The organism is Guggenheimella bovis, assembly GCF_054492335.1.
The window spans coordinates 1,004,890-1,029,558 of sequence record NZ_JBQWTF010000001.1; the positions used below are offsets into that span (position 1 = coordinate 1,004,890).

General features: G+C 41.5%; 25 protein-coding genes. 16 read left to right on the forward strand and 9 right to left on the reverse strand.

From position 1 onward, the window contains the following. The first annotated feature begins 20 nt into the window (after positions 1-20). From ACUB3H_RS04935 to ACUB3H_RS04950, 4 genes are all read left to right on the forward strand, one after another. Positions 21-854 (forward strand): deoxyribonuclease IV, encoded by an 834-nt coding sequence (locus tag ACUB3H_RS04935; RefSeq protein WP_459129550.1) that lies wholly within the window; start codon positions 21-23, stop codon positions 852-854. Beyond that, positions 851-2,194: a CHAD domain-containing protein gene (locus ACUB3H_RS04940; protein ID WP_459129551.1), complete on the forward strand. Its 1,344-nt coding sequence runs from the start codon at positions 851-853 to the stop codon at positions 2,192-2,194. The genes ACUB3H_RS04935 and ACUB3H_RS04940 overlap by 4 nt, the downstream gene beginning before the upstream one ends. Further along, positions 2,187-3,995, forward strand: a complete 1,809-nt coding sequence (gene uvrC, locus ACUB3H_RS04945) for an excinuclease ABC subunit UvrC (protein WP_459129552.1) — start codon at positions 2,187-2,189, stop codon at positions 3,993-3,995. The genes ACUB3H_RS04940 and uvrC overlap by 8 nt, the downstream gene beginning before the upstream one ends. A 278-nt stretch (positions 3,996-4,273) precedes the next feature. Next, a complete protein-coding gene (locus tag ACUB3H_RS04950; RefSeq protein WP_459129553.1) occupies positions 4,274-5,746 on the forward strand; it encodes a carbon starvation CstA family protein in 1,473 nt (490 codons plus the stop codon). Between the two features lie 278 nt (positions 5,747-6,024). Here ACUB3H_RS04950 and ACUB3H_RS04955 read toward each other — a convergent pair whose 3' ends face one another. Genes ACUB3H_RS04955 through ACUB3H_RS04990 form a run of 8 tightly spaced genes read right to left on the reverse strand, consistent with a single transcriptional unit; the run spans position 6,025 to position 14,542 of the window. Next, a complete protein-coding gene (locus tag ACUB3H_RS04955; protein WP_459129554.1) occupies positions 6,025-7,146 on the reverse strand; it encodes an amidohydrolase in 1,122 nt (373 codons plus the stop codon). Continuing rightward, the gene (locus ACUB3H_RS04960; protein ID WP_459129555.1) at positions 7,143-8,144 is read right to left on the reverse strand and encodes a dipeptidase; all 1,002 of its coding nucleotides are present in this window, start codon (positions 8,142-8,144) and stop codon (positions 7,143-7,145) included. Before ACUB3H_RS04960 ends, ACUB3H_RS04955 begins: the two co-directional genes overlap by 4 nt. Then, positions 8,141-8,983, reverse strand: a complete 843-nt coding sequence (locus ACUB3H_RS04965; protein WP_459129556.1) for a MurR/RpiR family transcriptional regulator — start codon at positions 8,981-8,983, stop codon at positions 8,141-8,143. The genes ACUB3H_RS04960 and ACUB3H_RS04965 overlap by 4 nt, the downstream gene beginning before the upstream one ends. Continuing rightward, positions 8,973-9,974, reverse strand: a complete 1,002-nt coding sequence (locus ACUB3H_RS04970) for an ABC transporter ATP-binding protein (RefSeq protein ID WP_459129557.1) — start codon at positions 9,972-9,974, stop codon at positions 8,973-8,975. The genes ACUB3H_RS04965 and ACUB3H_RS04970 overlap by 11 nt, the downstream gene beginning before the upstream one ends. Continuing rightward, complete coding sequence (locus ACUB3H_RS04975) at positions 9,967-10,944, reverse strand: ABC transporter ATP-binding protein (protein ID WP_459129558.1); 978 nt, start codon at positions 10,942-10,944, stop codon at positions 9,967-9,969. Before ACUB3H_RS04975 ends, ACUB3H_RS04970 begins: the two co-directional genes overlap by 8 nt. A gap of 8 nt (positions 10,945-10,952) precedes the next feature. Then, positions 10,953-11,816, reverse strand: a complete 864-nt coding sequence (gene opp4C / locus ACUB3H_RS04980) for an oligopeptide ABC transporter permease (RefSeq protein ID WP_459129559.1) — start codon at positions 11,814-11,816, stop codon at positions 10,953-10,955. Continuing rightward, positions 11,813-12,784: an ABC transporter permease gene (locus ACUB3H_RS04985; RefSeq protein WP_459129560.1), complete on the reverse strand. Its 972-nt coding sequence runs from the start codon at positions 12,782-12,784 to the stop codon at positions 11,813-11,815. The genes opp4C and ACUB3H_RS04985 overlap by 4 nt, the downstream gene beginning before the upstream one ends. Before the next feature lie 57 nt (positions 12,785-12,841). Continuing rightward, complete coding sequence (locus tag ACUB3H_RS04990) at positions 12,842-14,542, reverse strand: ABC transporter substrate-binding protein (RefSeq protein WP_459129561.1); 1,701 nt, start codon at positions 14,540-14,542, stop codon at positions 12,842-12,844. Between the two features lie 336 nt (positions 14,543-14,878). Between ACUB3H_RS04990 and ACUB3H_RS04995 the strand changes: the two genes are divergently transcribed. The 6 genes from ACUB3H_RS04995 to tmk all read left to right on the forward strand — a co-directional run bounded on the left by ACUB3H_RS04995 (position 14,879) and on the right by tmk (position 18,452). Beyond that, the gene (locus tag ACUB3H_RS04995; protein ID WP_459129562.1) at positions 14,879-15,196 is read left to right on the forward strand and encodes a nucleotide pyrophosphohydrolase; all 318 of its coding nucleotides are present in this window, start codon (positions 14,879-14,881) and stop codon (positions 15,194-15,196) included. 8 nt (positions 15,197-15,204) lie between these two features. Further along, the gene (locus tag ACUB3H_RS05000) at positions 15,205-15,693 is read left to right on the forward strand and encodes an ECF transporter S component (RefSeq protein ID WP_459129563.1); all 489 of its coding nucleotides are present in this window, start codon (positions 15,205-15,207) and stop codon (positions 15,691-15,693) included. A gap of 138 nt (positions 15,694-15,831) precedes the next feature. Continuing rightward, complete coding sequence (locus ACUB3H_RS05005) at positions 15,832-16,191, forward strand: GntR family transcriptional regulator (RefSeq protein ID WP_459129564.1); 360 nt, start codon at positions 15,832-15,834, stop codon at positions 16,189-16,191. Further along, positions 16,188-17,060, forward strand: a complete 873-nt coding sequence (locus tag ACUB3H_RS05010) for an ATP-binding cassette domain-containing protein (protein ID WP_459129565.1) — start codon at positions 16,188-16,190, stop codon at positions 17,058-17,060. Before ACUB3H_RS05005 ends, ACUB3H_RS05010 begins: the two co-directional genes overlap by 4 nt. Continuing rightward, entirely contained in the window at positions 17,050-17,793 is a 744-nt protein-coding gene (locus ACUB3H_RS05015; protein ID WP_459129566.1) for a hypothetical protein, read from the forward strand. Before ACUB3H_RS05010 ends, ACUB3H_RS05015 begins: the two co-directional genes overlap by 11 nt. 35 nt (positions 17,794-17,828) lie before the next feature. Further along, positions 17,829-18,452 (forward strand): dTMP kinase, encoded by a 624-nt coding sequence (gene tmk / locus ACUB3H_RS05020; RefSeq protein ID WP_459129567.1) that lies wholly within the window; start codon positions 17,829-17,831, stop codon positions 18,450-18,452. Positions 18,453-18,493: 41 nt separating this feature from the next. Here the strand turns inward: tmk and ACUB3H_RS05025 are convergent, their stop codons facing one another. Continuing rightward, positions 18,494-19,339: a MurR/RpiR family transcriptional regulator gene (locus ACUB3H_RS05025; RefSeq protein ID WP_459129568.1), complete on the reverse strand. Its 846-nt coding sequence runs from the start codon at positions 19,337-19,339 to the stop codon at positions 18,494-18,496. Between the two features lie 35 nt (positions 19,340-19,374). Here ACUB3H_RS05025 and ACUB3H_RS05030 point away from each other — a divergent pair, with 35 nt between their 5' ends. The 6 genes from ACUB3H_RS05030 to ACUB3H_RS05055 all read left to right on the forward strand — a co-directional run bounded on the left by ACUB3H_RS05030 (position 19,375) and on the right by ACUB3H_RS05055 (position 24,668). After that, positions 19,375-19,575 (forward strand): hypothetical protein, encoded by a 201-nt coding sequence (locus tag ACUB3H_RS05030; RefSeq protein ID WP_459129569.1) that lies wholly within the window; start codon positions 19,375-19,377, stop codon positions 19,573-19,575. Then, positions 19,535-20,827 (forward strand): hypothetical protein, encoded by a 1,293-nt coding sequence (locus tag ACUB3H_RS05035; protein ID WP_459129570.1) that lies wholly within the window; start codon positions 19,535-19,537, stop codon positions 20,825-20,827. Before ACUB3H_RS05030 ends, ACUB3H_RS05035 begins: the two co-directional genes overlap by 41 nt. Then, a complete protein-coding gene (locus ACUB3H_RS05040; protein WP_459129571.1) occupies positions 20,808-21,233 on the forward strand; it encodes a hypothetical protein in 426 nt (141 codons plus the stop codon). The genes ACUB3H_RS05035 and ACUB3H_RS05040 overlap by 20 nt, the downstream gene beginning before the upstream one ends. A 24-nt stretch (positions 21,234-21,257) precedes the next feature. Continuing rightward, positions 21,258-21,950, forward strand: coding sequence for an ABC transporter ATP-binding protein (locus tag ACUB3H_RS05045; protein WP_459129572.1), 693 nt, complete (start codon positions 21,258-21,260; stop codon positions 21,948-21,950). After that, positions 21,943-23,520, forward strand: coding sequence for a hypothetical protein (locus ACUB3H_RS05050; protein WP_459129573.1), 1,578 nt, complete (start codon positions 21,943-21,945; stop codon positions 23,518-23,520). The genes ACUB3H_RS05045 and ACUB3H_RS05050 overlap by 8 nt, the downstream gene beginning before the upstream one ends. Before the next feature lie 332 nt (positions 23,521-23,852). Further along, entirely contained in the window at positions 23,853-24,668 is an 816-nt protein-coding gene (locus ACUB3H_RS05055; RefSeq protein WP_459129574.1) for a hypothetical protein, read from the forward strand. The last annotated feature ends 1 nt before the right edge of the window (position 24,669 follow it).

Sequence of the window (24,669 nt, forward strand, 5' to 3'; positions counted from 1 at the left end):
GAACGAGAAATGAGGTCACTATGAATTTTCTAATCGGCTGCCATCTTTCAAGCTCTAAGGGCTTTCGCCATATGCTGAGCGAAATGGAAAGAATCGGCGCAAACACCTTCCAATATTTTTCGAGAAACCCACGCGGTTCAGGAAAGAAGGCGATCGATCCTGATGATCTAGGAGCCTTTCTCGAAGCGTCAAAGGGCTATGGTCCCTTTGTGGCACATGCACCCTATACATTAAACCCAGCTTCTAAGGACGAAAAGGTTCGTCAATTTGCTGGTCTCGTCTTTGAAGAAGACTTAGAAGAACTAAAAGACCTACCAGAAATCTACTACAACTTCCATCCCGGTTCACACGTTGGTGATGGCGTAGAGGTAGGTATTAACCGCATCGTAGAGATTTTAAACCGAGCGCTAGACCGCGACTTTAAAGGCTACGTCTTACTCGAGGGTATGGCAGGAAAGGGAACGGAAATTGGTAGTCGCTTCGAAGAACTTCAAGCGATCATCGAGCGCGTTGAAAATCGCGATCACGTCGGTGTTCTACTCGACACCTGTCACCTGCACGAAGCAGGCTACGACATCATCCACGATTTAGACGGCGTCTTAAAGCACTTCGATGAAGTCGTCGGACTCGATCGCTTAAAAGCGATTCACTTAAATGACTCAAAGAATCCGATTGGTGCCCATAAGGACCGCCATGAAAAAATTGGTCAAGGTCATATCGGTATTGAAGCACTTACAAGAATCATCAATCATCCTCTCTTAGCACACCTTCCCTTTAACCTAGAGACACCAAATGAGATTGAAGGGTACGCTGAAGAGATTAAGTTACTGAAAGGACTTAGAAGGAACGAGTGAAGACTTATTTTTTAGTTGGACAAACAGATCTTGAAAAAGCAAGAGTTCAAATTGAAGAGTACGTTTCTCTCCTCACGATCGGAGAAGCGGCTACCTTTCGACTTCTCGTAGAGGACGACAAGTCACTAAGAAAGGAAGCGGAGTGGGTTCAACAGGCACTTAAGATCGAACCCAAGGATGTCATCTACGTTCATCCCGACTTTTCGATCCGCGATGTAGCTTCTAAAACAGAGCTTCTCATGGTCCTTGGAACGAGTAAGACCGTGACAGGATTTATGGCCGAACTAGGTCATGAAATCGTCATGAAAGAAAAGCGCATCGCCTGCTTTGAAGACCTACAGTTTAAGTGGCAAAGACGTCTGAAAGAGATCGTCGATGTCTACATTAAACCGGAACTCTTTGATCCTACACCGAGTGAAAAGGATGGACCCTTTCCGGTTGTCTTTCGCATGAAGGTCGATGAAGCGATGGATTACATCCGTGAACGCATCGAATTTTATCGAAACGATCCCACGCTCGTAGAGTCTCCGCACCAACTTCGCGTCTCGATTCGAACCTTTCGTGCACTCATTAGCCTTGTAAAAAAGGCCATGCCACTCGAGACGTATCTCGCCGTGCACGACATCTTCCGAAAAAAAGCAGCAGAACTTGCAAAGCTCCGTGAGACGGACGTCATCATAGATATTTACAAAAAGAAGCACGGTGGAGAAGACGACAAGCTGACAGCGCATCTACAGAAGGTACGAAAAGAAGAGGAACAGCGCGTATTTAGGCTCATTGAGAGCGGATCGTTTTCCGCTGACGTCGAAGCAGGTTATGACCTCTTCGTACGATCCCTAGATTTTACGAAGCTTCCAGAGAACACGTCAGATGTCGTTCGTGGACGTTTAGACGGCTGGTTCCGCTTTGTCGTCGCACGCATGCTTCGCTACAACGAGTTCGATTTCCACTACATTCACTCGACGCGCCTAAAGGTCAAAAAGAGTCGCTACATCTCCGAGATCTTTAGTGATTACATCAATCAGACCTATAAGAAGCGTGCAAAGACTGTAAAGGGTTTACAAGGAAAACTCGGTGATGTCTGTGACGTCATCGCAAACCAGGCGTTTTTACAAGAAGTCATGGCCACAAGTGACCGCGAGGTTCAAGAAGAAGCCCTCGACTTCATCATGAATGAAAAAGAACGATCGAAGGAATACCAGCAGGTCTTAGACGACAACGTGTGGATTCAAGAGATGATGGTAGAAGAGAAGAAGAAACCGAATCTCGAGCTCTTCATAGGCATCGGACTCTTCGTAATACTCATCCTTTACTTCTTATGGAGACACTTCCATGTTTAAGGTTCGTGATTCGATCCTAGAACAACTGAAGACGGTACCGATGGAACCAGGCGTCTATCTCATGAAGGATGCCTTTGGAAAAATCATTTATGTAGGAAAGGCGAAAAGGTTAAAAAATCGCCTTTCTTCCTATTTTCACGGTGTCGACAAGCATCCGAATAAGACCAAAGCACTCGTCGTAAACACCGTCGAGTTTGAATACATCATCGTAACGAGCGAAGCAGAAGCACTTATCCTGGAAGCAAACTTCATTAAAAAGAATCAGCCCAAGTTCAACATCGCTCTAAAGGACGATAAGAGTTACCCGCTCGTTCGCATTACGAAGGAGACGTACCCCAGGGTTCAAAAGGTGCGTAAAGTCGAAGGAACGGATAAGCACTACGGTCCCTTTACGTCCGATTACGACGTAAACATGGTTCTAGATGCCCTAAAGAGTCTCTATCCTATTAGGCGCTGTGATGTCCCTTTAGAGACCATTAAAAGGCCGTGTCTCTACTATCACATGGGGCAGTGCATCGGGCCTTGTAGAAAAGTGGACCTCACCACGGAATACGATGCACTCATGGAAAAGATTCATGAGTTCTTTAAGGGTGATAGAAAAGCACTCGTAGAATCCCTCACCACAAAGCGCGACGAAGCCTCAAGGGCACTCGACTTTGAACAGGCGATTATCTTTAGAGATCAGCTCGAGTGCGTCGAACACTTGACGCATTATCAGAAGATGCTCGATGTGAAGCTCGGAACGAGAGATTACATCGCATTAGAGACTAAGGGAGAGAGAGTCTGCGTTACAGTCTTTGAACGAAGAGAAGGAAAGCTTCAAGAGCGTCAGAATTTTATTATTGAAAATACGATCGAAAAAGAAAAAGCCGAAATGCTTCAGGAATTTATCGTTCAGTACTACAAAGAAGCAAACTTTGTACCTCCTGAGATCGTGTTAGAAGCTGGGGAGGACCTCGAGGCGTTAGAGAGCTACTTCCACACCTTAACGGGAAGAAAGATCACACTCACCGTTCCTAAGCTCGGTGAAAAGAAGCAGACCATTGACCTCGTGAAGCGTAATGCCGAGGAGTACCTCTTAAAATTCAGTGAACGAATCGATAAGAAAGAGCGGGAAAAGGAAGAGCTACAACTCATTTTCCAGACCCTCCTTTCGATCGATTCGATCGACCGTATCGAAGCCTACGACATCTCAAACATCTTTGGTGCAATGAGTGTAGGAAGTATGGTCGTCTATGAAGGCTTTGAAAAGAAGCCCTCGGACTACAGAAAGTTTCGAATAAAGCACGTGAAAGGACCAGACGACTTCCACAGCATGAAAGAAGTTCTAACAAGGCGCCTTTCAAGAATTGCAGAAGAAGGCTTTGGAAAGGTTCCGGACCTCCTTCTCATGGACGGTGGAAAGAACCAGGTTCATGCAGCACTCGAGGTACTAGAGGAGCTAAAGCTTTCTATTCCCGTCATCGGTATGGTAAAAGACGACAAGCACCGTACGAAGGCGCTCTTTTATGAAGAACAAGAGATTGCACTCGAACCTTCAAGCGATCTCTACCGCTTTATCTATGGCGTACAGGAAGAGGTTCACCGCTTTGCTTTGAGTTACCACCAAAAGCTTCGAGGAAAGAGCTTGGCTCAGAGTATTCTCGACGAGGTGCCCTTTATAGGACCCAAGAGAAAGCTCGCCCTTCTTCAGCACTTTGGTTCGATCGATGCCATTCGAGAGGCCACTGTCGATGACTTAAAAGCTGTCGGTGGCATGGATTCTAGAGCTTCTCAGGCGGTTTTTGATTACTTTCACTAATGCTAATAATACGATTTTGTAAAAAAGAAGGCACTTCACGATGTGAAGTGCCTATTTTTACGCGAACAGCAAAGTTTGTTTGATAATAAGAATATATTTTAATAAAATTGTGGTGATAAATAGGCTATAGCCTTGCAAATAAAGGCTTTTAGCCAACATTAGAAGAAAATTCTTATTTATTGAATTCAATTGCAAACCTTGTTACTTTGATTTAAAATATCGATAGAGTCAATGGAAAGGGCTCGAACGGCTCAACCGCTCGGGAAAGGGACTTTTATATGATTACATTTCTTATCGGCATTCTCATTCTTGTAGTCGGCGGCTTACTCTATGGAAAGTACTGCGAATCCGTCTTTGGACCAGATGATAGACAAACTCCAGCACTCTCTATGACAGACGGCGTAGACTATGTTCCCATGAAGCAGTGGAAAAACTCACTTATCGAACTCTTGAACATCGCAGGAACAGGTCCTATCATTGGACCGATCCAAGGTATCCTCTTTGGACCTCTTGCATTCCTAACGATCCCGATCGGTAACGTTCTCGCAGGAAGTATGCACGACTACTTCTCAGGTATGATCTCCATTCGTAACGAAGGTGCTCAGATGCCTCGTATGATCCAAAAGTACCTCGGTAAAAAGACGCGTGCATTCTACGACATCGTCATCCTCGTACTCATGCTCCTTGTTGGTGCTGTATTTATCTATACGCCTGGTGACCTCATTGTTGCAAACCTATTGAACCAAAAGGCTGTTGCAGCAAACCCAACAACATGGATCGTCTATGCTGCAATCTTCATTTACTACCTTGCAGCAACGCTCTTCCCAATCGACCAGATCATCGGTAGAATTTATCCTATCTTTGGTGCCTTCCTCGTACTCAGTGCAGTAGGTATCTTTGTAGGTGTTCTCATGCACCCAGCAGGACTTGAAAACGTCGATTTCTCAAACCTAGCAGCTCAAAATAAGACAGGTCTTCCTTGGATTCCGATCTTCTTTATCACCGTAGCGTGCGGTATCCTTTCAGGATTCCACTCCACCCAAGCAACACTTATTAGCCGTTCTATGACAAGCGAAAAAGAAGGACGTAAGACTTTCTTTAACATGATGCTCGTTGAAGGCTTCATCGCAATGTGCTGGGCAGCTGGTGCTATGATCCTCTTTAGATCAGGAACAGACATTGCTACACCTGCTCCACAGATGATCGGTATTGTAAGCCACGAATTCCTTGGAAATATCGGTGCTATTATCGCTATCATCGGCGTTATCGTACTTCCTATCACATCTGGTGACACAGCACTTCGTGCTTGCCGTTTGATCATCGCAGAGAAGTTCAACATCGACCAAGTTAGCTGGAAGAAACGTATTGCAGTATCTACTGCCATCTTCATTCCTGTAGCTTTAATTCTCGTTTGGGCAAAGCTCGAACCAGCAGGATTCGCAGTGCTCTGGAGATACTTCGCATTCATGAACCAATTCATCTCCATCTTTGCACTCTCCATGATCACGGTTTACCTCATGATCCACAACAAGAACGGCCTCGTATCACTTATCCCTGGCATGTTCTACACCTTTATCGTAACGAGCTTCATCCTCAATGCTTCTATCGGATTCAACTTCGATAAGCTCCTTGGAAGAAGCGACTTCCTCTATAGCTACATCCTAGCTGGTGTCATTACAGTTATCTATGCTATTCTTACAACCAACTATGCGAAGAAACATGGAATGACAATTGAGGATAGAAAGATCTAACTAGTTCTCTAGAGCCCGCCTTTAAAAGGTGGGCTTTATTTTTTTGGGGGAAATCGGAGTTTTTTTCCCAAAAAAGCAGTCTATATCCATTTTTAACGCTGATGTATCGAATTCAAAGAAATATCGTGTTTCATGAAAAAGATGATTTTTATGAATCTGAATAGAAGTACGGATCGTGTATTAAGCGTCTTTACTTAGCAAAATCGGGCCAGAGTGAAAGGAACGAATAGTGTACCTATCTCTCTAGCCCGATTTTGGGGGGAAGGACTCAAAACAAACTATTTGTTGTAAACGATGTTACCGCGAATCATGGTTATATTAACTTCTGCGAATAAGTCAAATGGATGTCTATCCCAAACTACAAGGTCTGCATGTTTACCTGGAGAAATCGATCCTTTGATGTCTGAGATTCCAAGTATTTCAGCGGGGTTTATTGTTACAGATCTAAACGCTTCATCCACTGGAAGTCCTGCTTTTGCAGATAAAGCGGCCCAAAGAATTAAGCTCCCTTGAGGATGGACGGGATGATCACACATCAATGCGATTTTAATGCCTTTTTCAGCTAATACTTTAGGTGTTATAAATGACTTGTTTTTGAGTTCTACTTTGGTTTTAAATCCAAAAGTGGGACCGATTATTGTGGGGAAACCGCTGTTAGCTATGTGTTCGCTAATTAAGTGTCCTTCGGTGCAATGATCTAATGTAAGTTTGACATCGTACTCCTTAGCGATCCGAATCGCAGTCGCAATATCATCCGCTCTGTGAACATGGGCTTTTAAAGGAACTTGTTTTTCCAACACAGGGATTATTGATTCGTATTTTTCATTCCAGGGGGTATGAGGATCTTCTTGCTTTTGTAGCCAGTAGCTTTTAGATTCGTTTAAAAGCTTTCTTAACTCCGCAGCTATCGCCATCCTTGTCATTGGGAACTTGCCTGTTGCGCCGTAGTATCTCTTTGGATTTTCTCCGAAAGCGCACTTCATTGCTGCAAATTGAGAAATGACCATGTCATCAATCACATTTCCTGCCGTCTCGATAATAGCGAATTTTCCTCCAACAATGTTTGTGCTACCAGGGCCAGTACAAACAGTTGTTACTCCACCTCGACGGGCTTCTTCAAAAGCTTCATCGAACGGATTTATTCCGTCAATTGATCTAAGGTGGGGGGTCACAGGATCAGTCATTTCGTTCCCGTCAGCCCCTTCTGTTCCAACGCTTTCTTCCCACATTCCAAGGTGAGAGTGTGCATCGATTAGCCCTGGAGTAATATAGCACCCAGTACAGTCGATGTAGTCCTCGTTGTTAGGCTCGTTGACGAAAAGTTCGCCATCGATATAAATGTCTTTTTGCTCGAATTCACCTGTTTTAATATTTAGAACTTTAGCTCCTGTAATCTTCATTTGGGTAACACCTTTCTTAGAAAACGAATGAGATTTTTAGATGCGATTTTCTCTATTTGAACTTCGGAAAGCCCTATCTCTTTAAGGACGCTGAGTAATTGAGGTACGTCGTTATATCCCTTAACTACATCGAAAGCTGGTCTCGGTAGAAGGTCGAGTTCTGCTTTGGGGACGTATTCCAGTATCTGATCATTAAAATCAAATCCAAAACCCAGATTATCTTCACCACCTAATTCTACAATGTGTCGTAGATGCATGGCATATCCATGGTTGTTCTCTGGAATGTTATTTCCATCTGATATTGTGAAATTCATTGCATTTAAGCCAATAAACCCATCCTTTTCGATAACAGCCTTGATTTGGTCATCGGTGAGGTTTCGAGGAGTAGGATTTAATTTTGCTACCGAGGAGTGTGAAACAAATGGTGGGTGTTGGAGGTGATTCAATGAGTCCCAAAATCCTTTGGCATTTAAGTGGGCTAGATCTATAAAGTAACCTCCTTCACCGGAATTTCTAATTATTTTTTCTGCAAAAGGAGAAAGACCGTATTGTGGTTCTTGTTGAGAATTTGATAATACACTACCTTCGCCCATCTGGTTTCGTCGAGACCATACAAGACCAACACCACGTAAACCCAATCGGTAAAAGGTGTTAAGAAGTTCGAAGTCTGTGTGAATGGGTTCAGCTCCCTCAAAACTAATAACTATGCCGATTTTTTCTGTGTTCAAGACCTCATTCAAGGAGGTTTGATCTGTTACTAGCACAAAGTCTTTGCATTCTTCTATGTCCTGTAAAAGGGATTCCATTTGCTTAAGAGCTTCACGCAATCCAGCCTCTGGAAGATATCTGTTTTCAATGAAAATAGATGAAATCACCAGTTTCAGGTTAGAACGTTTGAACTGTGGTAGGTAAATGTTTTCGAGCACTCGTCGTTGACCATATGATCTTCTGTGAACAATGTCAAAAGCTAAATCCAAATGTGCATCTGCTACAATCATCTGTAAACCTCCGCTGAGTGTGAGTAGATTTTTTCGCGTTCCTGAAGAACCTTTAAAAACACATCTTTTTTTCTCTCTATTAATTCGTTGGTAACTAAATTAATGAAAAAGAGTGCTGTGATCATTGAATTTAAAAAATAATCTGTACGGGAAGTGCAAATAAAACATAGATTAGCGATTTCTTCAAATTCCTTTTTTTGTTGATCAGTAATTAAAACGATTTTAAGACCTTTTTCGCTGGCGTACCTCGCTGCTTGAAGAATTGAACTCGAGTAGGGGAAATAATCTATGATGATCAAAAGATCGTTCTCCTTAGAAGAAAACAGTCCTTCTGCGAATTCTGCATGCCTTCGATATAACAGATTTACATTAACGCCTGCTAGCTTTAATCTGTCCGATAATATCTCGGCTAAGAAAGCGGATTCTCTCCATCCGGCGACATAGCAACACTGCCTTTGGAGTATATCGGAAATGAACTCATTAAATTCCTTTTGATCGAGTTTTGAAATCATTTGTTGAATGAATTCACATTCCTGAATCGCCATTTCACTGCCAGAAATCTCGTGTTGGGAACTCATCAATTCTTGCATTCTCTTTGTGGGAGATGATTGCAATATTTCTTCCTCTTGAAGTGTGCGGCGAAAATCAGAATATCCTTCAAATCCTAGATTTTTTGCAAAACGGACAAGAGTAGAAGCCGAAACCCCCAGTTTTTCTTTAACTTTAGCAATGGGTTGAAGAGCAAATGAAGTGGCATTCTCTGCAATTAGGCGATAGATTTTTTTCTCGCTTGAAGTCATCGTTGGGTATCGTTCTTTCATGGTTTCTTTAATGGTCATTTAAAACCTTCTCTCCGAAGTGGCATGCTACCCAATGGTTAGGTTCGATTTCTCGTAATTCGGGATGATTTTCAGCGCAAAATGCAGATGCGTATTTGCAACGGGGATGGAAAACACAACCATTTGGTAAGTTTGTAGTGGACGGTATTTCACCGGTCATTTGCAATTTTACCCGACCTCGAGATCTATTAAAGTCTGGAACGGAACGAATTAACCCTAGAGAGTAAGGATGCGCAGTGCGAGAGAAAATAGTTTTCGTAGTTCCGCTCTCGACGATCTCTCCACAATACATAACCGCAATATCATCCGAAAAATGCTCAACGATTGAGAGATTATGTGAAATGAAAATATATGATAGATCGTTGTTTTTTTTCAGATCAAGCATAAGATTCAAAATCTGACTTTGAATTGACACGTCCAGTGCAGCGGTTGGCTCATCACAAATAATCAATTTTGGGTTTAATGATAAGGCCCTAGCTATACCTATTCTCTGGCGCTGCCCTCCTGAAAATTGATGTGGGTACTTATACACAGCACCTTCATCAAGACCTACCCGGTTAAGAAGTTTTTTTGCTTCTTCTACACGTTCTGATTTTGAAAGCTTTAAATGTTTTCTAATTCCTTCTGTGACGATTTCCAAAATTGTCATTCTGGGATCTAAGCAAGCAAATGGATCTTGAAACACTAATTGCATATCTTTTCGAATATCATTCATCTCGGAATTACTTAATCTAATTCCATTTTCACTATCCAATAGAGTTTTTCCGTCAAAGACGATTTTTCCTTCGTTAGGAGTGATCAGACCAATTAAGCATTTTCCAACTGTTGTTTTTCCGGAACCTGATTCTCCGACAATGCCTAAGATTCGACCTGTTTCTAAAGAAAATGAGACGTCTCTGACTGCATGAACATATCCAGACACTTTTGAAAAGACGCCTTTCTTTATGGGAAAACGCTTTTTCAAGTGTTGAACTTCAAGTAATTTACCCATGAATATCCTCCTTAGCCTCATGACAACGCACTGAACGATCTGTGAGATTCACTAATTGAGGCGCTTCCGTACTACAAATTTCTTTGCAATTAGGGCATCGTGGAGAAAAACGGCATCCTTTAATAGAATCAAATCTACTTGGCACCATTCCTTGAATTGTGACGTACCCTTTTTGAGGATCGAAATTTTCAGGACGCGATTGTATCAATCCTTTGGTATAAGGATGCTGGGGATTTCTAAGAACGGATTCGCTCTCGCCGATTTCAACAATTTGTCCTGCATACATCACAGCCAAACGGTCTGAAACTTGAGCTATTACGCTTAAGTCGTGAGTAATGAATAGAATAGATATTCCTTTTTCCTCAACTAGTGATTGCATTATATCTAGTATTTCAGCTTGAATTGTGACGTCCAGAGCAGTTGTTGGCTCGTCTGCAATAATGAGTTTTGGCTCACAAGCCAAAGCCATAGCGATCATCACGCGTTGTCGCATTCCTCCAGATAATTGATGCGGATAAACGGAATAAACTTTTTCAGCGTTAGGAATTTTTACGAGTTTTAGAAGTTCTATTACTCGCTCTTTGCAAGAAGCTTTATCAAGGGATTCGTGGATCATTAAAACTTCGCTGATTTGATCGCCAATTCGAAAAACGGGGTTCAATGAAGTCATTGGTTCTTGGAAAATCATACCAATTTGTTTACCACGTATGTGTTCTAGCTGTTTTTCGCTTAAAGTAGTTATTTCTATTCCGTCCACTTGAATTGAACCACTGGCGATAAATCCATGAGGTTTTGGTAATAGTCCCATGATCGACAGACCAGTTACGCTTTTTCCGCTACCGCTTTCACCTACCAACCCTAAAACTTCACCTTCTTTTATTTCTAAACACAAATTTTCAACGGTTGGTACGATACCTTCCAAAGTATGAAAGTGAACAGATAAGTTGTCGATTGTTACGATGTTTTTCATTTCATACCTCACAATTTAAGTTTTGGATCCAGTGCATCACGAAGTCCATCTCCAACGAAATTGATGGATAAGACAGTTAGTAACACCATTATTCCTGGTGGCACCCACATCCACCATTCGTATTGAAGGATGCGCAAATTTTGAGCTGCTGCAAGCATATTTCCCCAACTTGGAACGTTGGGTTTAACACCTAAACCTAAAAAGCTAAGAGCAGCTTCCGTTAATATTCCATTGGCAATTGCTAATGTAGCATATACAGTAACAGGCGCCAAAACATTAGGAATAATGTGTCTAAAAATAATTTCAAAATCATTTAATCCAAAAGCTTTGGCTGCTTCAATGAATTCGCGCTTTTTTAGGCTTAAAACTTCAGCGCGAACAATTCTGGTGACATTAGTCCAGTAAATGATGGCTATAATAAGGATAATATTTTTTAAGCTTGGTCCTACAAAAGCAGCCATTACTATTGCTACTATGAAAAATGGAAAGCACATGATCGTATCAACTATTCGCATGATTACGTTATCTAACCATCCACCATAATAACCAGCAAGCGCTCCTATTAGGACTCCAATCAGTACTTGGCTTAATGAAGCTAAAATACCGATTGTAATAGAAACTTGACCTCCATAAATTAATCTCGAGAACACATCTCTTCCTAAATCGTCAGTTCCAAGAATATGATTTTCACCAGGAGCTGACTCAATGTTGAAGAGATCGATGTCGTCGATTTTGTAAGGTGCAATGAGAGGGGCGAATATGCTTGCTAAAACAAATAATAAGAGTATTCCCATTCCGAATAAGGCTAACTTATTGTTTCTTAGCTTTCTCCAGGCGATTTGTCTGGGTGATAAAACATCAGATTTCATCATACCTCCTCATCATAGCGGATCTTAGGATCTGCGATAGCATATAAGATGTCTGCTAAAAGATTTGATAATAGAATGATTACCGCCATGAGTAATAAAATCCCCATTACGAGTGGATAATCTCTTCCTAGAATTGCGTCATAGTTGACTCGTCCGATTCCTGGCCAAACAAATATAGTTTCCGTTAAAACTGCTCCTGAAAAGACAGTTGGGATTGAGAATGAGAATATAGTGATTATTGAAATCAAGGCGTTTCTGAGGGCGTGTTTATGTATAACTTTGTGCTCACTTACTCCTTTTGCCCTAGCGGTTCTGATATAGTCTTGATCAATGACCTCAAGCATCGAACTTCTTGTGTAACGCATGAACGTCGCGGTTTGCAATAAGGAGAGTACTATAGTCGGAAGAATCATATGTCGCCCAATATCTAAAAGTAGAGGAATCCCTGATAAGTTTGCTCCTATTGTCACCATTCCAGAAGTTGGAAGCAGCTTCCAATCGAAAGCGAGCCATTTAATTAGAAGCAATCCAAAAAAGAAGGCGGGAATAGAGAGCCCTAAGAAGCTAAATATTGTGACCATGTAATCGAAAACGCCATTTCTTCTGGTTGCTGAAAAGACACCTGCTGGTATTGCTATAACAAGACTCACTATCAAGGATGCAATGCCAAGGAGTATGGTATTTGGAAGATAATCGGAAATTACCTGGGTAACAGGTTTGTTGTATTTTATTGAGTATCCTAAGTTACCTTTTAGAGCTTGCGTCATCCATTTGAAATATTGGACATGGACGGGGTCATAGTATCCTATATCGTTCAACATTTTCTCTCTCATCTCAGGAGTGATATTTGGATTAAGAGATTGAATAAATGGATCTCCGGGGGCTAAATGAATCAGGGTAAAGATAACTAAAGTAACTGCGAGTAAAATGACAAGGGATTGCAAAAGTCGTTTGACTAGAAATGCCCACATTATTATTTTCCTTTCTAAAAAAGCGACGGGAATGAGTCATTCCCGCCGCTTTTAAAATTATTTAGCGATTTGCCATTCATGCACGTTGTAAAAATCGACGAATGTTGTGGGAGAATAGTTCATCAGCTTTTGATTGTAGGCTTTAGTAATATTTGGAGCATACAGTAGTACGACTGGCGGATCGTCGTTAAACATCACCGCAAACTCCTGATAGATGGCAGCGCGTTCTTCTTGATTAATTGTTTTCAGTCCATTAACCATCAGTTCGTCTGCTTTGCTGTTTCTATAGCCAGGAATATTCCAAGCTGCTACTCCTTTTTCGTCTGAAGCAGCAGATGAACTCCAATAAGGCGTTGGGTCTGGGTCAAGTGAAAGAGAGCTTCCCATGAGATACATTTCAAATTCGTGGTTTTCCATTGCTTCACTTAAAAGAGTAGAGAATTCCATTGATTTTAACTCAACTTCAATTCCGACGTCTTTAAGGTTTTTCTGAATGATTGCGCCGTATTGCTCACGAATTTTGTTTCCGATAGGATACTTCAAAGTTAGTGTCAAGTTTTTTCCGTCTTTATCAACAAAACCGTCCTGGTTTGAATCACTATATCCGAGGCTGCTTAAAAGCTCTTTAGCTTTTTCTGGATTGTACTCAAACTCATTTAAACCAGTTTTCGGATACTGCCATGTATTTGGTAGCATAGGAGCATTAATAAGTGTTGCGTTTCCACCGATAAGTTTATCAATCACGGTTTTTCTGTCGATTGCATACGTGATAGCTTGTCTTAATTCTTTAGACTTGAATATGTCAAGACGCATATTGAAGCCCATGTATTGATAACTCTTTCCAGGGAACGAAGTGATGTTTAGGTTGTTCGATTTGAGTTGCTCAATATCTTGTGGCTTGAAGTTAGATACATCGGCTAAATCAATTTCGCCGTTGGTTAAAGATGCTATTGCAGTTTCCTGGTTCTTAATTTGATAGATTAAGTTTTTGGTCTTAACATCTCCACGGAAGAAAGACGGATTGCTTTCAAGTTTAACAAATTGCCCAGGTACAAATTCTTTGAATACATAGGGTCCCGTTCCGATAGGCTTATTTAGAAGATCTGTGGATTCTTTCCACTGATTGATAGGAACTTTTGACCAAATATTTTCTGAAACGATACCGACTTCGGTTCCGATTCTAATTAAACCTGGCGAGTAAACTTCTTCATATGTAAAAGAAATTGTGTAATCGTCGATTAGTTTTATTCCTTCGATAGATGGCTTTAATCCTTCGCGTACATCCTTAGCACCGACCATATTGCTTACGATTCCATATAAAGGTCCTAAGTAATCTTTCTGTGCCAATGAATTAAAGGTAAAGTAGACATCTTTTGCGGTAAATGGAGTCTTATCATGCCAAGTGACATCTTTTCTTAAGAAGAACGTAATGGTTTTTCCGTCTTGAGAAATTTCATAACGCTCAGCCAAGCAAGGAATCAATTCCTTTTTGTCATTCAACTCTAGGAGTGTAGAGAATACTACATTATTCACGATAATGTCGTAATCACTGTCGGCATAAAGTGGGTTAAAAACTCCAGTAGGGGAGGTGAATAAGCCGATATTAATGGTATCTTTAAACTCGCCCTGAGTCGTGTTAGTGGCACTTTGTGGTGTGGGTTCGTTGGTTTTTTCGTCGATTTGTGTTTTGCCACACCCTGTGAGGAAAACAGCAGTGATAAGTACGAGACAGAGTAATCTAGTTATTGACCGTTTCATCTGAACCTCCTTTGAAAATTTTGTTCCATTTGCGGAACTAAAATGGTAATTTTTTTACATATTAGCAGGTGCGACTCATAAAGTCAATACAAAATGTAATTATTCGAGCTCTATCGTCTATTAAATTAAATAATTTAACAAAAGCACGTTAAGTGGTAATAATGTTAATAAATGTACCTAAAATATCCAAGTTGTTTCATGCGGTTTTCTTCGGCGTTCTGAAAATTGTTGTATAGTGTTTTTGCAAAGAAATGGTTCATAATGGGTTGTTTTTTTTCTAGGTAAACTTTATTATTGATATGAAGTACTTATAAAGATTTAGGTACTTGAGGTATTATGGAAGAAATTATTGATAAGTTAAGAAAATTCAATCGAGAGCGCGATTGGGAACAATATCACACTCCCGAAAACTTAGCAAAATCTGTCATCATTGAAGCCGCAGAACTCTTGGAGAACTTTCAGTGGAGTCAAGGATACGACATTCAGGCTGTCAGGGAAGAGATAGCCGATGTCTTACTGTATACACTTCAGCTCGTTGATGTGCTGGGTCTCGATTTCAGAGAAATCTGTTTGGAGAAGATCGAGAAAAATGGTAAGAAGTATCCGGTGGAGAAGTGTGCAGGGAGTGCTAAGAAGTACTCACAACTTACATAGGAGAAGAAATGAAACGAACAATGTCAACCAAGATGCTGGCACTGATGGGTATTTTCATCGCTCTAAGTGCTGTCGGAAGCTACATTAAGATTCCGAGTCCAACAGGAACGGTAGCCTTTGACTCTGCCCCAGGATTTTTAGGAGCCCTCATCATTGGACCTATTCCAGGAGCAATCATCTGCTTCTTTGGCCACATGCTAACAGCAGGTATCACAGGCTTTCCTCTCACCGTGCCGATCCATCTTTTCATTGCAGTGGGCATGGGCTTCTGTGGCTACTTCTTTGGTCTCTTTGGAAAGAAGGGAAAACTCGGTCTCATCCTCGCTATCATCATCGGTCTTATTATTAACGTCTTTGTAACGCCACTCGTGGTCGTTCCAAAAGCAGGATGGGGACTCTACGTATCGATGCTTCTACCACTTTTTGTAGGAGCAGGACTCAATATTCTCGTAGCTGTCTTAGTTTTCCTAGCGATTAAAGATCGCGTAACAGTTTAAATTTCAAGCTTTAAGGTGCATCTCGAAAAGAGGTGCACTTTTTTTTCTAAATTTTTTCAAAAAAAGTGTTGACAAATTAGTTGGTTGATTATATGGTTAGTTACAGAAGTAGTTAACCACTTAAGAACGGAGGGGGCTATGGAATTAAATCAAGATCGGTCCATTTATCAGCAAGTGTCCGATCTGATCGAAAACGACATTTTGAGAGATGTCCTCTTAGAGGAGGAACAAGCACCGTCGACTAATCAATTTGCAAGACTCTATCAGATCAATCCGGCTACAGCACTGAAAGGCATAAACATGCTTGTCGATGAAGGGATCCTTTACAAGAAACGTGGAATCGGTATGTTCGTATCACCTGGAGCTAAGGAAAAAATCATTCAAAAGCGCAAAGAGGAGTTTAAACGGACGTTACTACCACAGCTACTAGAAGAAGCAAAAAGGCTTCAGATTTCAGAAGAAGAACTCATAGATTATATTCAGAAAGGGAAAAAATGATTCAGATTACAGACCTTTATAAGTCCTATGGACATCAAAAAGTCTTAGAAAACATCAACCTCACCTTTGCCGATAAAAAGATCTACGGCCTCCTAGGTCGTAACGGCATCGGTAAGAGCACCTTATTAAACATCATCAGTACTCAGATTCCTGCATCGAGCGGAAGCGTCCTAATCGATGGAGAAAATCCATTTTCTTCCATTGACGCAAGAAGCAAGGTCAACATGGTGAAAGAGGGTGGCTTTGGAGTCAACATCAAAGTCGGAAAGATCTTAGATTATGCGAAGATGTACTACCCCAACTGGGATGAGGAATTTAAAGAACGTCTCGTCACCTTCTTCCACATTCCTACGAATAAGAAGTACTCTTCCTTATCTCGTGGTAATAAGACGATGGTCGGCTTTATCATCGGACTCGCTTCAAGAAGCCCATACACCTTCTTTGATGAGCCTTCACTCGGACTAGATGCTGCGAACCGCTATGACTTCTATAACCTGCTCTTAGAAGACTACGAAAAGCATCCACGCTGCATTATCATTTCGACGCACTTAATCGACGAAGTGACCAATCTCTTTGAAGAGGTCGTGATGCTTAAGAACTCCAAGGAATTCATTCAAGGAGAAGTGAGTGAACTCTTAAGTCAGTACAGTTCTATTCAAGGAAGAGCAGAAGATGTCGACTCTTTCCTAAACGGTAAGAAGGTCCTAGCTACAGAACACTTTGGTTCGAGTAAGATCGCTTACATCGAAGGTAGTGTGACAGAAGAAGAGAGAGCACTGCTATCAAGTAAAAATGTCACTGAACAACCCATTTCCTTACAGAAGCTTTTTGTATTACTAACACAAGAAGGAGAGAACAATGCTAGATAAAGCGATCGCCCTACATGAAGGGAAGAAATATTTAAAGAACATTGTGTACGCGTTCCTATTTAATGTCGTATTTCTCATCGTCACCTATGGTTTAGTGAGGGCACTCTCAGAAAAGCCAGATATGACATCATTCAATCAGTTTGTCTTGAAGGGACCAGTCATCAGTGCAGCACTCATCATTGGCGTAGGTATCGCTACCTTCGTTACAGGGATTGGAATGTTTGTTGAAGTCTTTCCGATCTCCATCGGTACGAGTAAGACTCGAACTCAATTCCTCTTTACTACGATCATTACAAATGTTGCCATTGCTGTCGTTATGGCTGTACTACTCGTAGGCATCTTATACCTAGAACTCACGATCAAAAAGATCGATGGATACTTTATTAAAATACTCCTTAATGAGCTGGGTGATGTCAATAATATCGCTATTCTTATCGGACTACTCGTTCGTGGCGTCGCTGGAAGTGGACTCATTGGTTATTTAAGCTACAAGTTTGAGAAGTGGTTCTGGATCCCCTTAGGCTCATTCTATATCTTTGGACCGATGATTGCCTTTATTCCTTTCGTAAGAAGCATCCTTCTAAATATCATGAGCGTTCCGTTCATCAATAAGGTCGTGCTCTTCGTTTCAAGTAACGACTTCGTTCCAGCTATGACGGTTGCACTCATCTGCTTTGTCATCACGATCTTAGGTACGATGCGTCTCGTTCCAAAAGATAAGAGTGCTGCTTAATCGCATTTCGTATATAATAAGTCCAAGGGGGGCTTATGAAACGCATTCATTGGATCACGTTCGAAGGCACAGAAGGTTCGGGAAAAAGTACGCTCATAGAGCTTGTTAAGAAGGCACTCGAAGAGAGAGGAGAAAAAGTCCTTCTTACGAGAGAGCCGGGTGGTGTCTCCATCAGTGAGGAGATTCGACAGATCATCTTAGATGATAAGAATAAAGCCATGGATGGACTCACAGAGGCCCTGCTCTTTGCAGCTGCTAGGCGTCAGCACTTAGTAGAAAAGGTGATTCCTGCCTTAGAACAGGGGATGACCGTTCTCATGGATCGCTTTGTCGATAGTTCGATCGCTTATCAAGGCTATGGTAGGGGAGTAGGAGTCAAAGAAGTCATAGCCATCAATGAACTAGCAATCGAAGGCAATCTTCCCGAGGTGACCTACTTACTCGACCTCGACCCAGAACAGGGGTTAGAGCGAGTGAGAAAGAATGAACGTGCTGTCAATCGAATGGATCAGGAGAAGATCAGTTTTTATCAGAGTGTAAGAAGAGGCTACCTAGAGATAGCAAAGGACTCTGAACGAATCGTAGTCCTAGATGCGACGAGGACCCCAGAAGAATTATTAGAAGATGTCCTTAGGGACTTATCCATTAAGGAAAAATGAAGCCCTGTAACAGTGTTACAGGGCTTTTTCTTTTATAGTTTTTATAGACGTTCTTCTTGAACAACGGAGGTAAAGCGCTGAAGCATCTCTTTTCCTCGTTCGCCTAAGCACTTTAAGAGAGCGACATAGACGATATCTAAAACGGTAAGCTGAACGATACGAGAGACCATGGCGTAGTTCTGCGTAGGGCTGTCGTAGGTGGAACTAGAGAGGGTGAGGTCAGAAAGAGAGGCTAAGCTCGACTGGGTGAAGCTCGTAAGGCTTGCGACAAAGGCACCTCTCGCTTTCGCTTTCTTTAAGGCTTCAATGAGATTCTTTCCCTCTCCCGAGTGATGAATACAGAGAAGAAGCGAGTCTTCGTCGAGTGCATTGGAAGCTAAGCGCATGATGAGAGGATCTTCTGTTCGGATCACGGGAAGGCCGAGCTTAATGATTTTATTAAAAAAGTCGAGACCTACAGGAGCACTCGCACCCGTACTTAGAATGAGAACCCTAGAAGCCGTAGAAATCTTTTCAGCAAGAATTTCGATGGCCTCGAGATCGAGCGAGTTTTCAAGATCTAAAAGCGCATCGGTCGTTCGATGAATGAGCTTATTTCTCGCTTCATCTAGGCTATCGGACATGTGGATTCTAGCTTTCTTCTCTTTGGGATCATCTCCTAGTAGCTCTTGAGCAAGCGTCGAACGAAAGATTCGAAAGGAGCTAAAGCCGATTTTTTGAAGAAAGCGCATCACGGTCGTATCGCTCGTTTGAGCGAGTTCTGCCACATCGCTTAGACGGTACGAAAGAAGCTCTTTGCTGTTTTCTAAAAAGAGATCTGCAATGTGCTTTTGCGGATCACTCAGTGTATGATATTGAGTTCTTATGAGGGTGTGAATCTTATTCATGTGATTATTATAACGGAGAAGGGGAGGAAATTCAAATGGAACGAGGTTCGTTTACGGTTGAACTTACTGTATTTATGGTCATCATTTTACTATTAGTAGGCACCATTCTCATACTGCTCGATCGATCGAAGGCGATGCTCCTTTCGAAGGATCGAGATATTGTCGTTTATGAAGAAGCTTTCTGGGAGAAGATCGATGAGATTCGCGTTGAAAAACTACATAAAGAAAAACGATAAGGGAGCAGTAAGCGTATTCCTCCTCATCCTCACGGGACTTATCATCATCTTAGGTGGTGTCTTTTTTGAATACGCGTATGTGAAGTTTTGCTTTCAAAGGGAGAAGACCAATCTCTACTTAGACCTCGATCAAGCCATGAGTGCCTTTGAGCGTCCCCTCTTTCAGGAGATGGGAATCTTTGCCGTACAGACAAAGAGTGCAGAGAAGTACGAAAATCCACTATCCGATCGAAAGATTCTAGAGAGGTCTATCACAGAACTCATGGATCAGAAGCTTCTGTTAGATGGTGTCATGCTCACAGAAGACATCGTAAACGAGTTTGCCCGAGAGAAGCTTAAGGTAAAGCTTCCGATCCTTGACGTCCAAGGGCTCAATGATGAGCTTCAGTACCTCATTCAATGCGGACTCAATGGAGAAGTGCCCCAGATGAAGCTCGAAAACTTTCTCGTAAAGATCATCACATCAAAAGCCTATCTCGAGCTCGAAGGGGCTCCCGTCGACTATGTGATCGACTGCTTGGAAGCGCTAGACTTTGAGAGTCTAAAGGAACTCAGTCCCGTCTTTGTCATAAAGCCCATCATTCGTAAGCACTACACGGATCTTAAAAATGCCCTAGAGAAGTACGATGCACTAAATCTCATTGGAAATTACGAACTTGCAGACTATGCCATAGGTTACCTCGGTTACTCTGGAACGGAGGAGCAGCCGGAGAAGCTTTTAAGTGAATTCCTTCTTACCGGCATTCGAGATAAAGGGCTACAGCAAGTCGTCGTGGGGGCCGAGCTCTACTCTGTTCGCTTTATCATGAACTTTGCAGAGACACTCTCTAACCCTTTGATTCGTGAAAAGATTGCTGCTGTGAGTTTTGGTGATCCCCTGATCGCACTCATTGAACAGCTTACCCTGAGTGCAGGGGAGTCACTCTTTGACATCGACGACATCTTTGACCGAAGAGAGATACCCCTCTATAAAGGAGAACACGGCTTTCAGATCTTTAAGGGAGGCTTTGTCGACTACCCGAAGGGACTTAAGTATCAGGAATACTTAAAGCTCTTACTCGTCGTCATTCCGAAAAACATCTACTTTAATAACTTACAGACGGCACTTGAAGAAAACTACGACATCAAGCTTTCCGACTGCTATACGGCAGCGCATGAAAAGAGAAAAATTACCATCAAAGGAAAGCTCATTCCTATCGATTTCGTTCGCATTTTTGAAGGGAGGTTAAGCTTTGTCAAGAGGATCGATTAGTGCAGAAGCGTGTATTGGAATATTCGTCTTTTTTATCGCAGTTAGCTTACTTTTTGCCTTTATCTACGGGTATATTTTAGAAGCTAAGGCTTTTGATCATTTTACAGAACACATTTTGAGAGAAAACGACGAACCCATCGCTCCGGCCGACTTAAACGCTGCCATATCAAGTCAGTACGTTCACGTCAGTGAATCGTTTGAAGTAAAAAGTCTCGCCGCAAAAGAATTCATCGAAGCGACAGCGAGTGGCTTTTATAATGCCAGTGACTACGTTGTCTTTGTCACGGATACGGGTAAGTGCTACCACAAACCCTTTTGTCGAACGGTGAGTTTGTCACTCCATCCCATTCTTTTAAAGGATGCAGGGGGTTACACGCCCTGCTCAGTGTGTTATCCTAAGAAATGAAAAAGCAAACCTAAAGGGGGAAACATGCTAGAGTTAAAAGATATTTTTAAACGGTTTGAGTCAAAAGAGGTTTTAAAAGGAGCTACTTATTCTTTTGAAAAAGGAAAGATCTATGGACTCCTAGGACGAAACGGTGCAGGTAAGACGACGCTCTTTAACATCATCTACGATGAATTAGAACAGGATCAAGGAACGATTACATTAAATGAAAAGCCACTCACAGAAGGTGAAGTAGCACTTGTTTTTAGTACGCCCTTTGTTCCAGACTTTCTTACAGGATTCGAGTACGTCAAGTTTTTACTCGACATCCAGCATCTCTCTTCCACTCAAGAAGACGTCGAAACATACCTTAAGCGTTTAGATTTTGATCTTTCAGACGGTGACCGTTTAATTAGAGATTATTCTCATGGTATGAAAAACAAGCTAAACCTCATAAACCTTCTCGTCATGAAGCCTGAGGTCATGCTCTTAGACGAACCGCTCACATCCTTTGACGTCGTCGTTGCCAAAGAGATTAAAGACATGCTTCGAGAACTCAAAGAGGATCACATCATTATCCTAAGTACGCACATCTTAGAACTTGCAAAAGACCTCTGTGATGAGGTGGTGCTTTTACACGATGGCGTGCTATCGGGTCTATCTAAAGATAACTTCAATGATCCAGACTTTGAAGACAAAATTATTGAGATCTTAAAGAGCGGTGAGAACGATGCGTGATCTACTCATACTCCTACGCTTTCAGTTTATTATGAGTCTCAACACGAGACTCTACATGCTTCGAACGATTCCTGGCATGAAGCGGATTCTACCAGATGCGCTCTTTGGAGCTAAGCGTGCGAAAGGTGCTGTTTACACACTTCTCTTTATCCTAAATATCATCTTTAGCTTTGCCATAGCCACTGCACTCTACTTTCTCGTCCATGGAATTTCAGTGAGCCTTTCAAAGTTTTTTGAGACGGATTTTACATCAGCCTTTGTCGGGACCTTTTGGCTTATGATCGTCATGTTTCCAGGACTCGTTTCACCGGAAATGGTTGATGTAGACGTGAATCATGTGACGCTCGTAAGGATGCTTGGTTTTCCAGCGAAGACAAACGTCTTAGGAAGAATCTTTTTAAAGCTCTTAAAGATTGTGCCATATGTTCCTGTAATCTACCTCTTCGCTCCTGAAAATTTAAAGGTCGTCTTTCTCTCGCTACTCGTTCTAAGAGTAGGACTCGTTCTTTTTGCAGAGATCTTTTGGTACGGTGCATACCACTTTAGCGAGGGGCTCTTTAAAACGAGAGGATACTTACCATTAATCATGACCGCTCCTTTTGGAATCATTCTGGGTCTAGGGCTAGGTCTAGGTTTTGACTTCACTATCTTTTCAAAGCCAGCAGTGACCATTGGTGCACTCATTGTATCCCTTCTTTCAGGGGTGATTCTTCTTAAAGCGAACGATTACAAGAAGCTCTTAAAGAAAGTGTTATCGATAGAAAGTGCACTTAAATATAATCCTGAAGAGCTTAAAAAGGCTCAAATTACAGCCAATACGGTAGGTGAGCAGAACATCAGTAAAGAAGCTATTCAAGTTGATGAGTCTAAAAAGGGTTATGAGTACATTCACGAGATCTTCCATAAGCGCTATAAGAAAGCGTTTATGAAGCCCATTCGTTTTCGCGTGATTGCTTATACGATCTTCTTTATCGTTCTCATCGCCGGTAACATTTTTATTGAAGAACCCATTGGTCCAGTGTATCGTGACGTTTTCTCTAAGGGAGCATTCTATTTTCTCTATCTCTTTCACAGCATGGGAAAAAAGTTTGTATCCATCTACTTTGCCAACATGGATGTCACGCTCTTACACTACAGCTACTACCGCCAACCTGAAATGGTCCTTACAGGATTAAAGACGAGATTAAAGGAATCACTGCGATTAAGCGCACTACCGACCCTTGTACTGATTCTAGGTTTCGGCATCCACCTAGCACTCTTCTTAAGGCCCTTTCAATGGACGTATGTCTTATTTATGGCACTAGAGATCATCATCCTCACCGTGTTCTACACACTGCATGAATTTATCATCTACTACGCCATCCAGCCCTACAATGAGAACATGGAGACGAAATCCATCTTTTCCATCATTACCTCAATGGGCATAGCAATAGGAAGCTACCTCCTACTCATGCTTCAAGACATTCCATTAGGAGTCGTCATTGGAATCATCGTCTTCATGGTGATCTACAGTATCGTGGGTGTTCAAGTGATGTTAAGAAGAGCGCCTAAGCACTTTAAGTTAAAATGAAAAAACCTGCACACGTGCAGGTTTTTCTTCGTTTTTTTTACTCAATGAATATAAAAAATGCAGACCATAAATTAAAAAACGGCAACGCTTAGTTTTTTGCCGTCAATTAATTGAATTAAAATAGATTTATGGTATAATTGAAAAAAACTAACATTTTCTACTATTGAGTATATGAATATCTAATAGAGAAAATGTGATTTATTCACTTTGGATACGTTTACCTAGTTGCTGGAACTAAGTCTTCTGTGTTAAAAGCTGACACTGAGTAACATTCCAAATAACATCTTGATAGTTATTTGAATCAAATTTTGATGATTATTAGGAGGTTGGAAATGATTAGAGAACGTGTAAAACATTTGATGAAAACGATGGAGTTTCATTTCAGTGCGTTTTTTTTGCTTGCGTTTGTAACGATTCCGTTTGTATTTCATGCTATCAAAAGTCAGTCCATTTCCGAGGTAATATTAGAACCAGCTAACCAGCAGTATATCCTTTTTAAAACTTCTTCATTCATGGTCCCTGATATTTTTATTTGGATTCTCATTCCATCGGTTTCTGCCTTATGCATTTTTGGGATGTTAAAGTATAATGAGATCAGCTCCATGGGTGGTTACTTTCTGCACAGAACTTCTCGATTTAGGTATTACTTTGGAGGTTTTGTCATTTCCTTTAGTGTTCCTTTTGTCCTTTTCTTCCTCAGCTTAGCACTAAACCAATTACTTTGTATCATTGCTTATCCGTGGAGTTCCTATTCGAATGGATCGTTTAATTTAACAGAATTTCGTGGTCTACGATATCTTCTGTTTCCGGAGATGTATATAAATAGCCCCTATTTATATAGCTTCACAAACATCTTTTTGGTAAGCCTTACTGCAGGATGTTTCTCTCTATTGTTTTATAGCTTGGTTACACTGAAACCCAGTAAGAGGAATGTTTTCTTTATATTTCCCTTTATGTTTTATATGGCTGCTTCTTTGGTCGCTGCTCTGGTTGGCAACTTTGGCTATATCCCTGCTTACTATTTGTACGCAAATAATGGGCTGGATGACATGGATTTATCGGTTTTCGTAGGATTTTTAGGTGTGATGTTGCTTATCAGTTTGATACTAACCAGCTACAGAGTCTGGTTTGAGAAGGATGAGTTGTAAA

What these genes read in the sequence shown, in the direction of transcription:
- ACUB3H_RS05035 (WP_459129570.1), top strand. Translation starts at nt 19,535, where the DNA reads ATGAGATTCGCGTTGAAAAACTACATAAAGAAAAACGATAAGGGAGCA.
- ACUB3H_RS05005 (WP_459129564.1), top strand. Translation starts at nt 15,832, where the DNA reads ATGGAATTAAATCAAGATCGGTCCATTTATCAGCAAGTGTCCGATCTG.
- ACUB3H_RS04970 (WP_459129557.1), bottom strand. Translation starts at nt 9,974, where the DNA reads ATGGGTAAATTACTTGAAGTTCAACACTTGAAAAAGCGTTTTCCCATA.
- uvrC (WP_459129552.1), top strand. Translation starts at nt 2,187, where the DNA reads ATGTTTAAGGTTCGTGATTCGATCCTAGAACAACTGAAGACGGTACCG.
- ACUB3H_RS04990 (WP_459129561.1), bottom strand. Translation starts at nt 14,542, where the DNA reads ATGAAACGGTCAATAACTAGATTACTCTGTCTCGTACTTATCACTGCT.
- ACUB3H_RS04955 (WP_459129554.1), bottom strand. Translation starts at nt 7,146, where the DNA reads ATGAAGATTACAGGAGCTAAAGTTCTAAATATTAAAACAGGTGAATTC.
- opp4C (WP_459129559.1), bottom strand. Translation starts at nt 11,816, where the DNA reads ATGATGAAATCTGATGTTTTATCACCCAGACAAATCGCCTGGAGAAAG.
- ACUB3H_RS04935 (WP_459129550.1), top strand. Translation starts at nt 21, where the DNA reads ATGAATTTTCTAATCGGCTGCCATCTTTCAAGCTCTAAGGGCTTTCGC.
- ACUB3H_RS04975 (WP_459129558.1), bottom strand. Translation starts at nt 10,944, where the DNA reads ATGAAAAACATCGTAACAATCGACAACTTATCTGTTCACTTTCATACT.
- ACUB3H_RS05055 (WP_459129574.1), top strand. Translation starts at nt 23,853, where the DNA reads ATGATTAGAGAACGTGTAAAACATTTGATGAAAACGATGGAGTTTCAT.
- ACUB3H_RS04965 (WP_459129556.1), bottom strand. Translation starts at nt 8,983, where the DNA reads ATGACCATTAAAGAAACCATGAAAGAACGATACCCAACGATGACTTCA.
- ACUB3H_RS04950 (WP_459129553.1), top strand. Translation starts at nt 4,274, where the DNA reads ATGATTACATTTCTTATCGGCATTCTCATTCTTGTAGTCGGCGGCTTA.
- ACUB3H_RS05045 (WP_459129572.1), top strand. Translation starts at nt 21,258, where the DNA reads ATGCTAGAGTTAAAAGATATTTTTAAACGGTTTGAGTCAAAAGAGGTT.
- ACUB3H_RS05025 (WP_459129568.1), bottom strand. Translation starts at nt 19,339, where the DNA reads ATGAATAAGATTCACACCCTCATAAGAACTCAATATCATACACTGAGT.
- ACUB3H_RS05010 (WP_459129565.1), top strand. Translation starts at nt 16,188, where the DNA reads ATGATTCAGATTACAGACCTTTATAAGTCCTATGGACATCAAAAAGTC.
- ACUB3H_RS05000 (WP_459129563.1), top strand. Translation starts at nt 15,205, where the DNA reads ATGAAACGAACAATGTCAACCAAGATGCTGGCACTGATGGGTATTTTC.
- ACUB3H_RS04995 (WP_459129562.1), top strand. Translation starts at nt 14,879, where the DNA reads ATGGAAGAAATTATTGATAAGTTAAGAAAATTCAATCGAGAGCGCGAT.
- ACUB3H_RS05030 (WP_459129569.1), top strand. Translation starts at nt 19,375, where the DNA reads ATGGAACGAGGTTCGTTTACGGTTGAACTTACTGTATTTATGGTCATC.
- ACUB3H_RS04960 (WP_459129555.1), bottom strand. Translation starts at nt 8,144, where the DNA reads ATGATTGTAGCAGATGCACATTTGGATTTAGCTTTTGACATTGTTCAC.
- ACUB3H_RS04985 (WP_459129560.1), bottom strand. Translation starts at nt 12,784, where the DNA reads ATGTGGGCATTTCTAGTCAAACGACTTTTGCAATCCCTTGTCATTTTA.
- tmk (WP_459129567.1), top strand. Translation starts at nt 17,829, where the DNA reads ATGAAACGCATTCATTGGATCACGTTCGAAGGCACAGAAGGTTCGGGA.
- ACUB3H_RS05015 (WP_459129566.1), top strand. Translation starts at nt 17,050, where the DNA reads ATGCTAGATAAAGCGATCGCCCTACATGAAGGGAAGAAATATTTAAAG.
- ACUB3H_RS05050 (WP_459129573.1), top strand. Translation starts at nt 21,943, where the DNA reads ATGCGTGATCTACTCATACTCCTACGCTTTCAGTTTATTATGAGTCTC.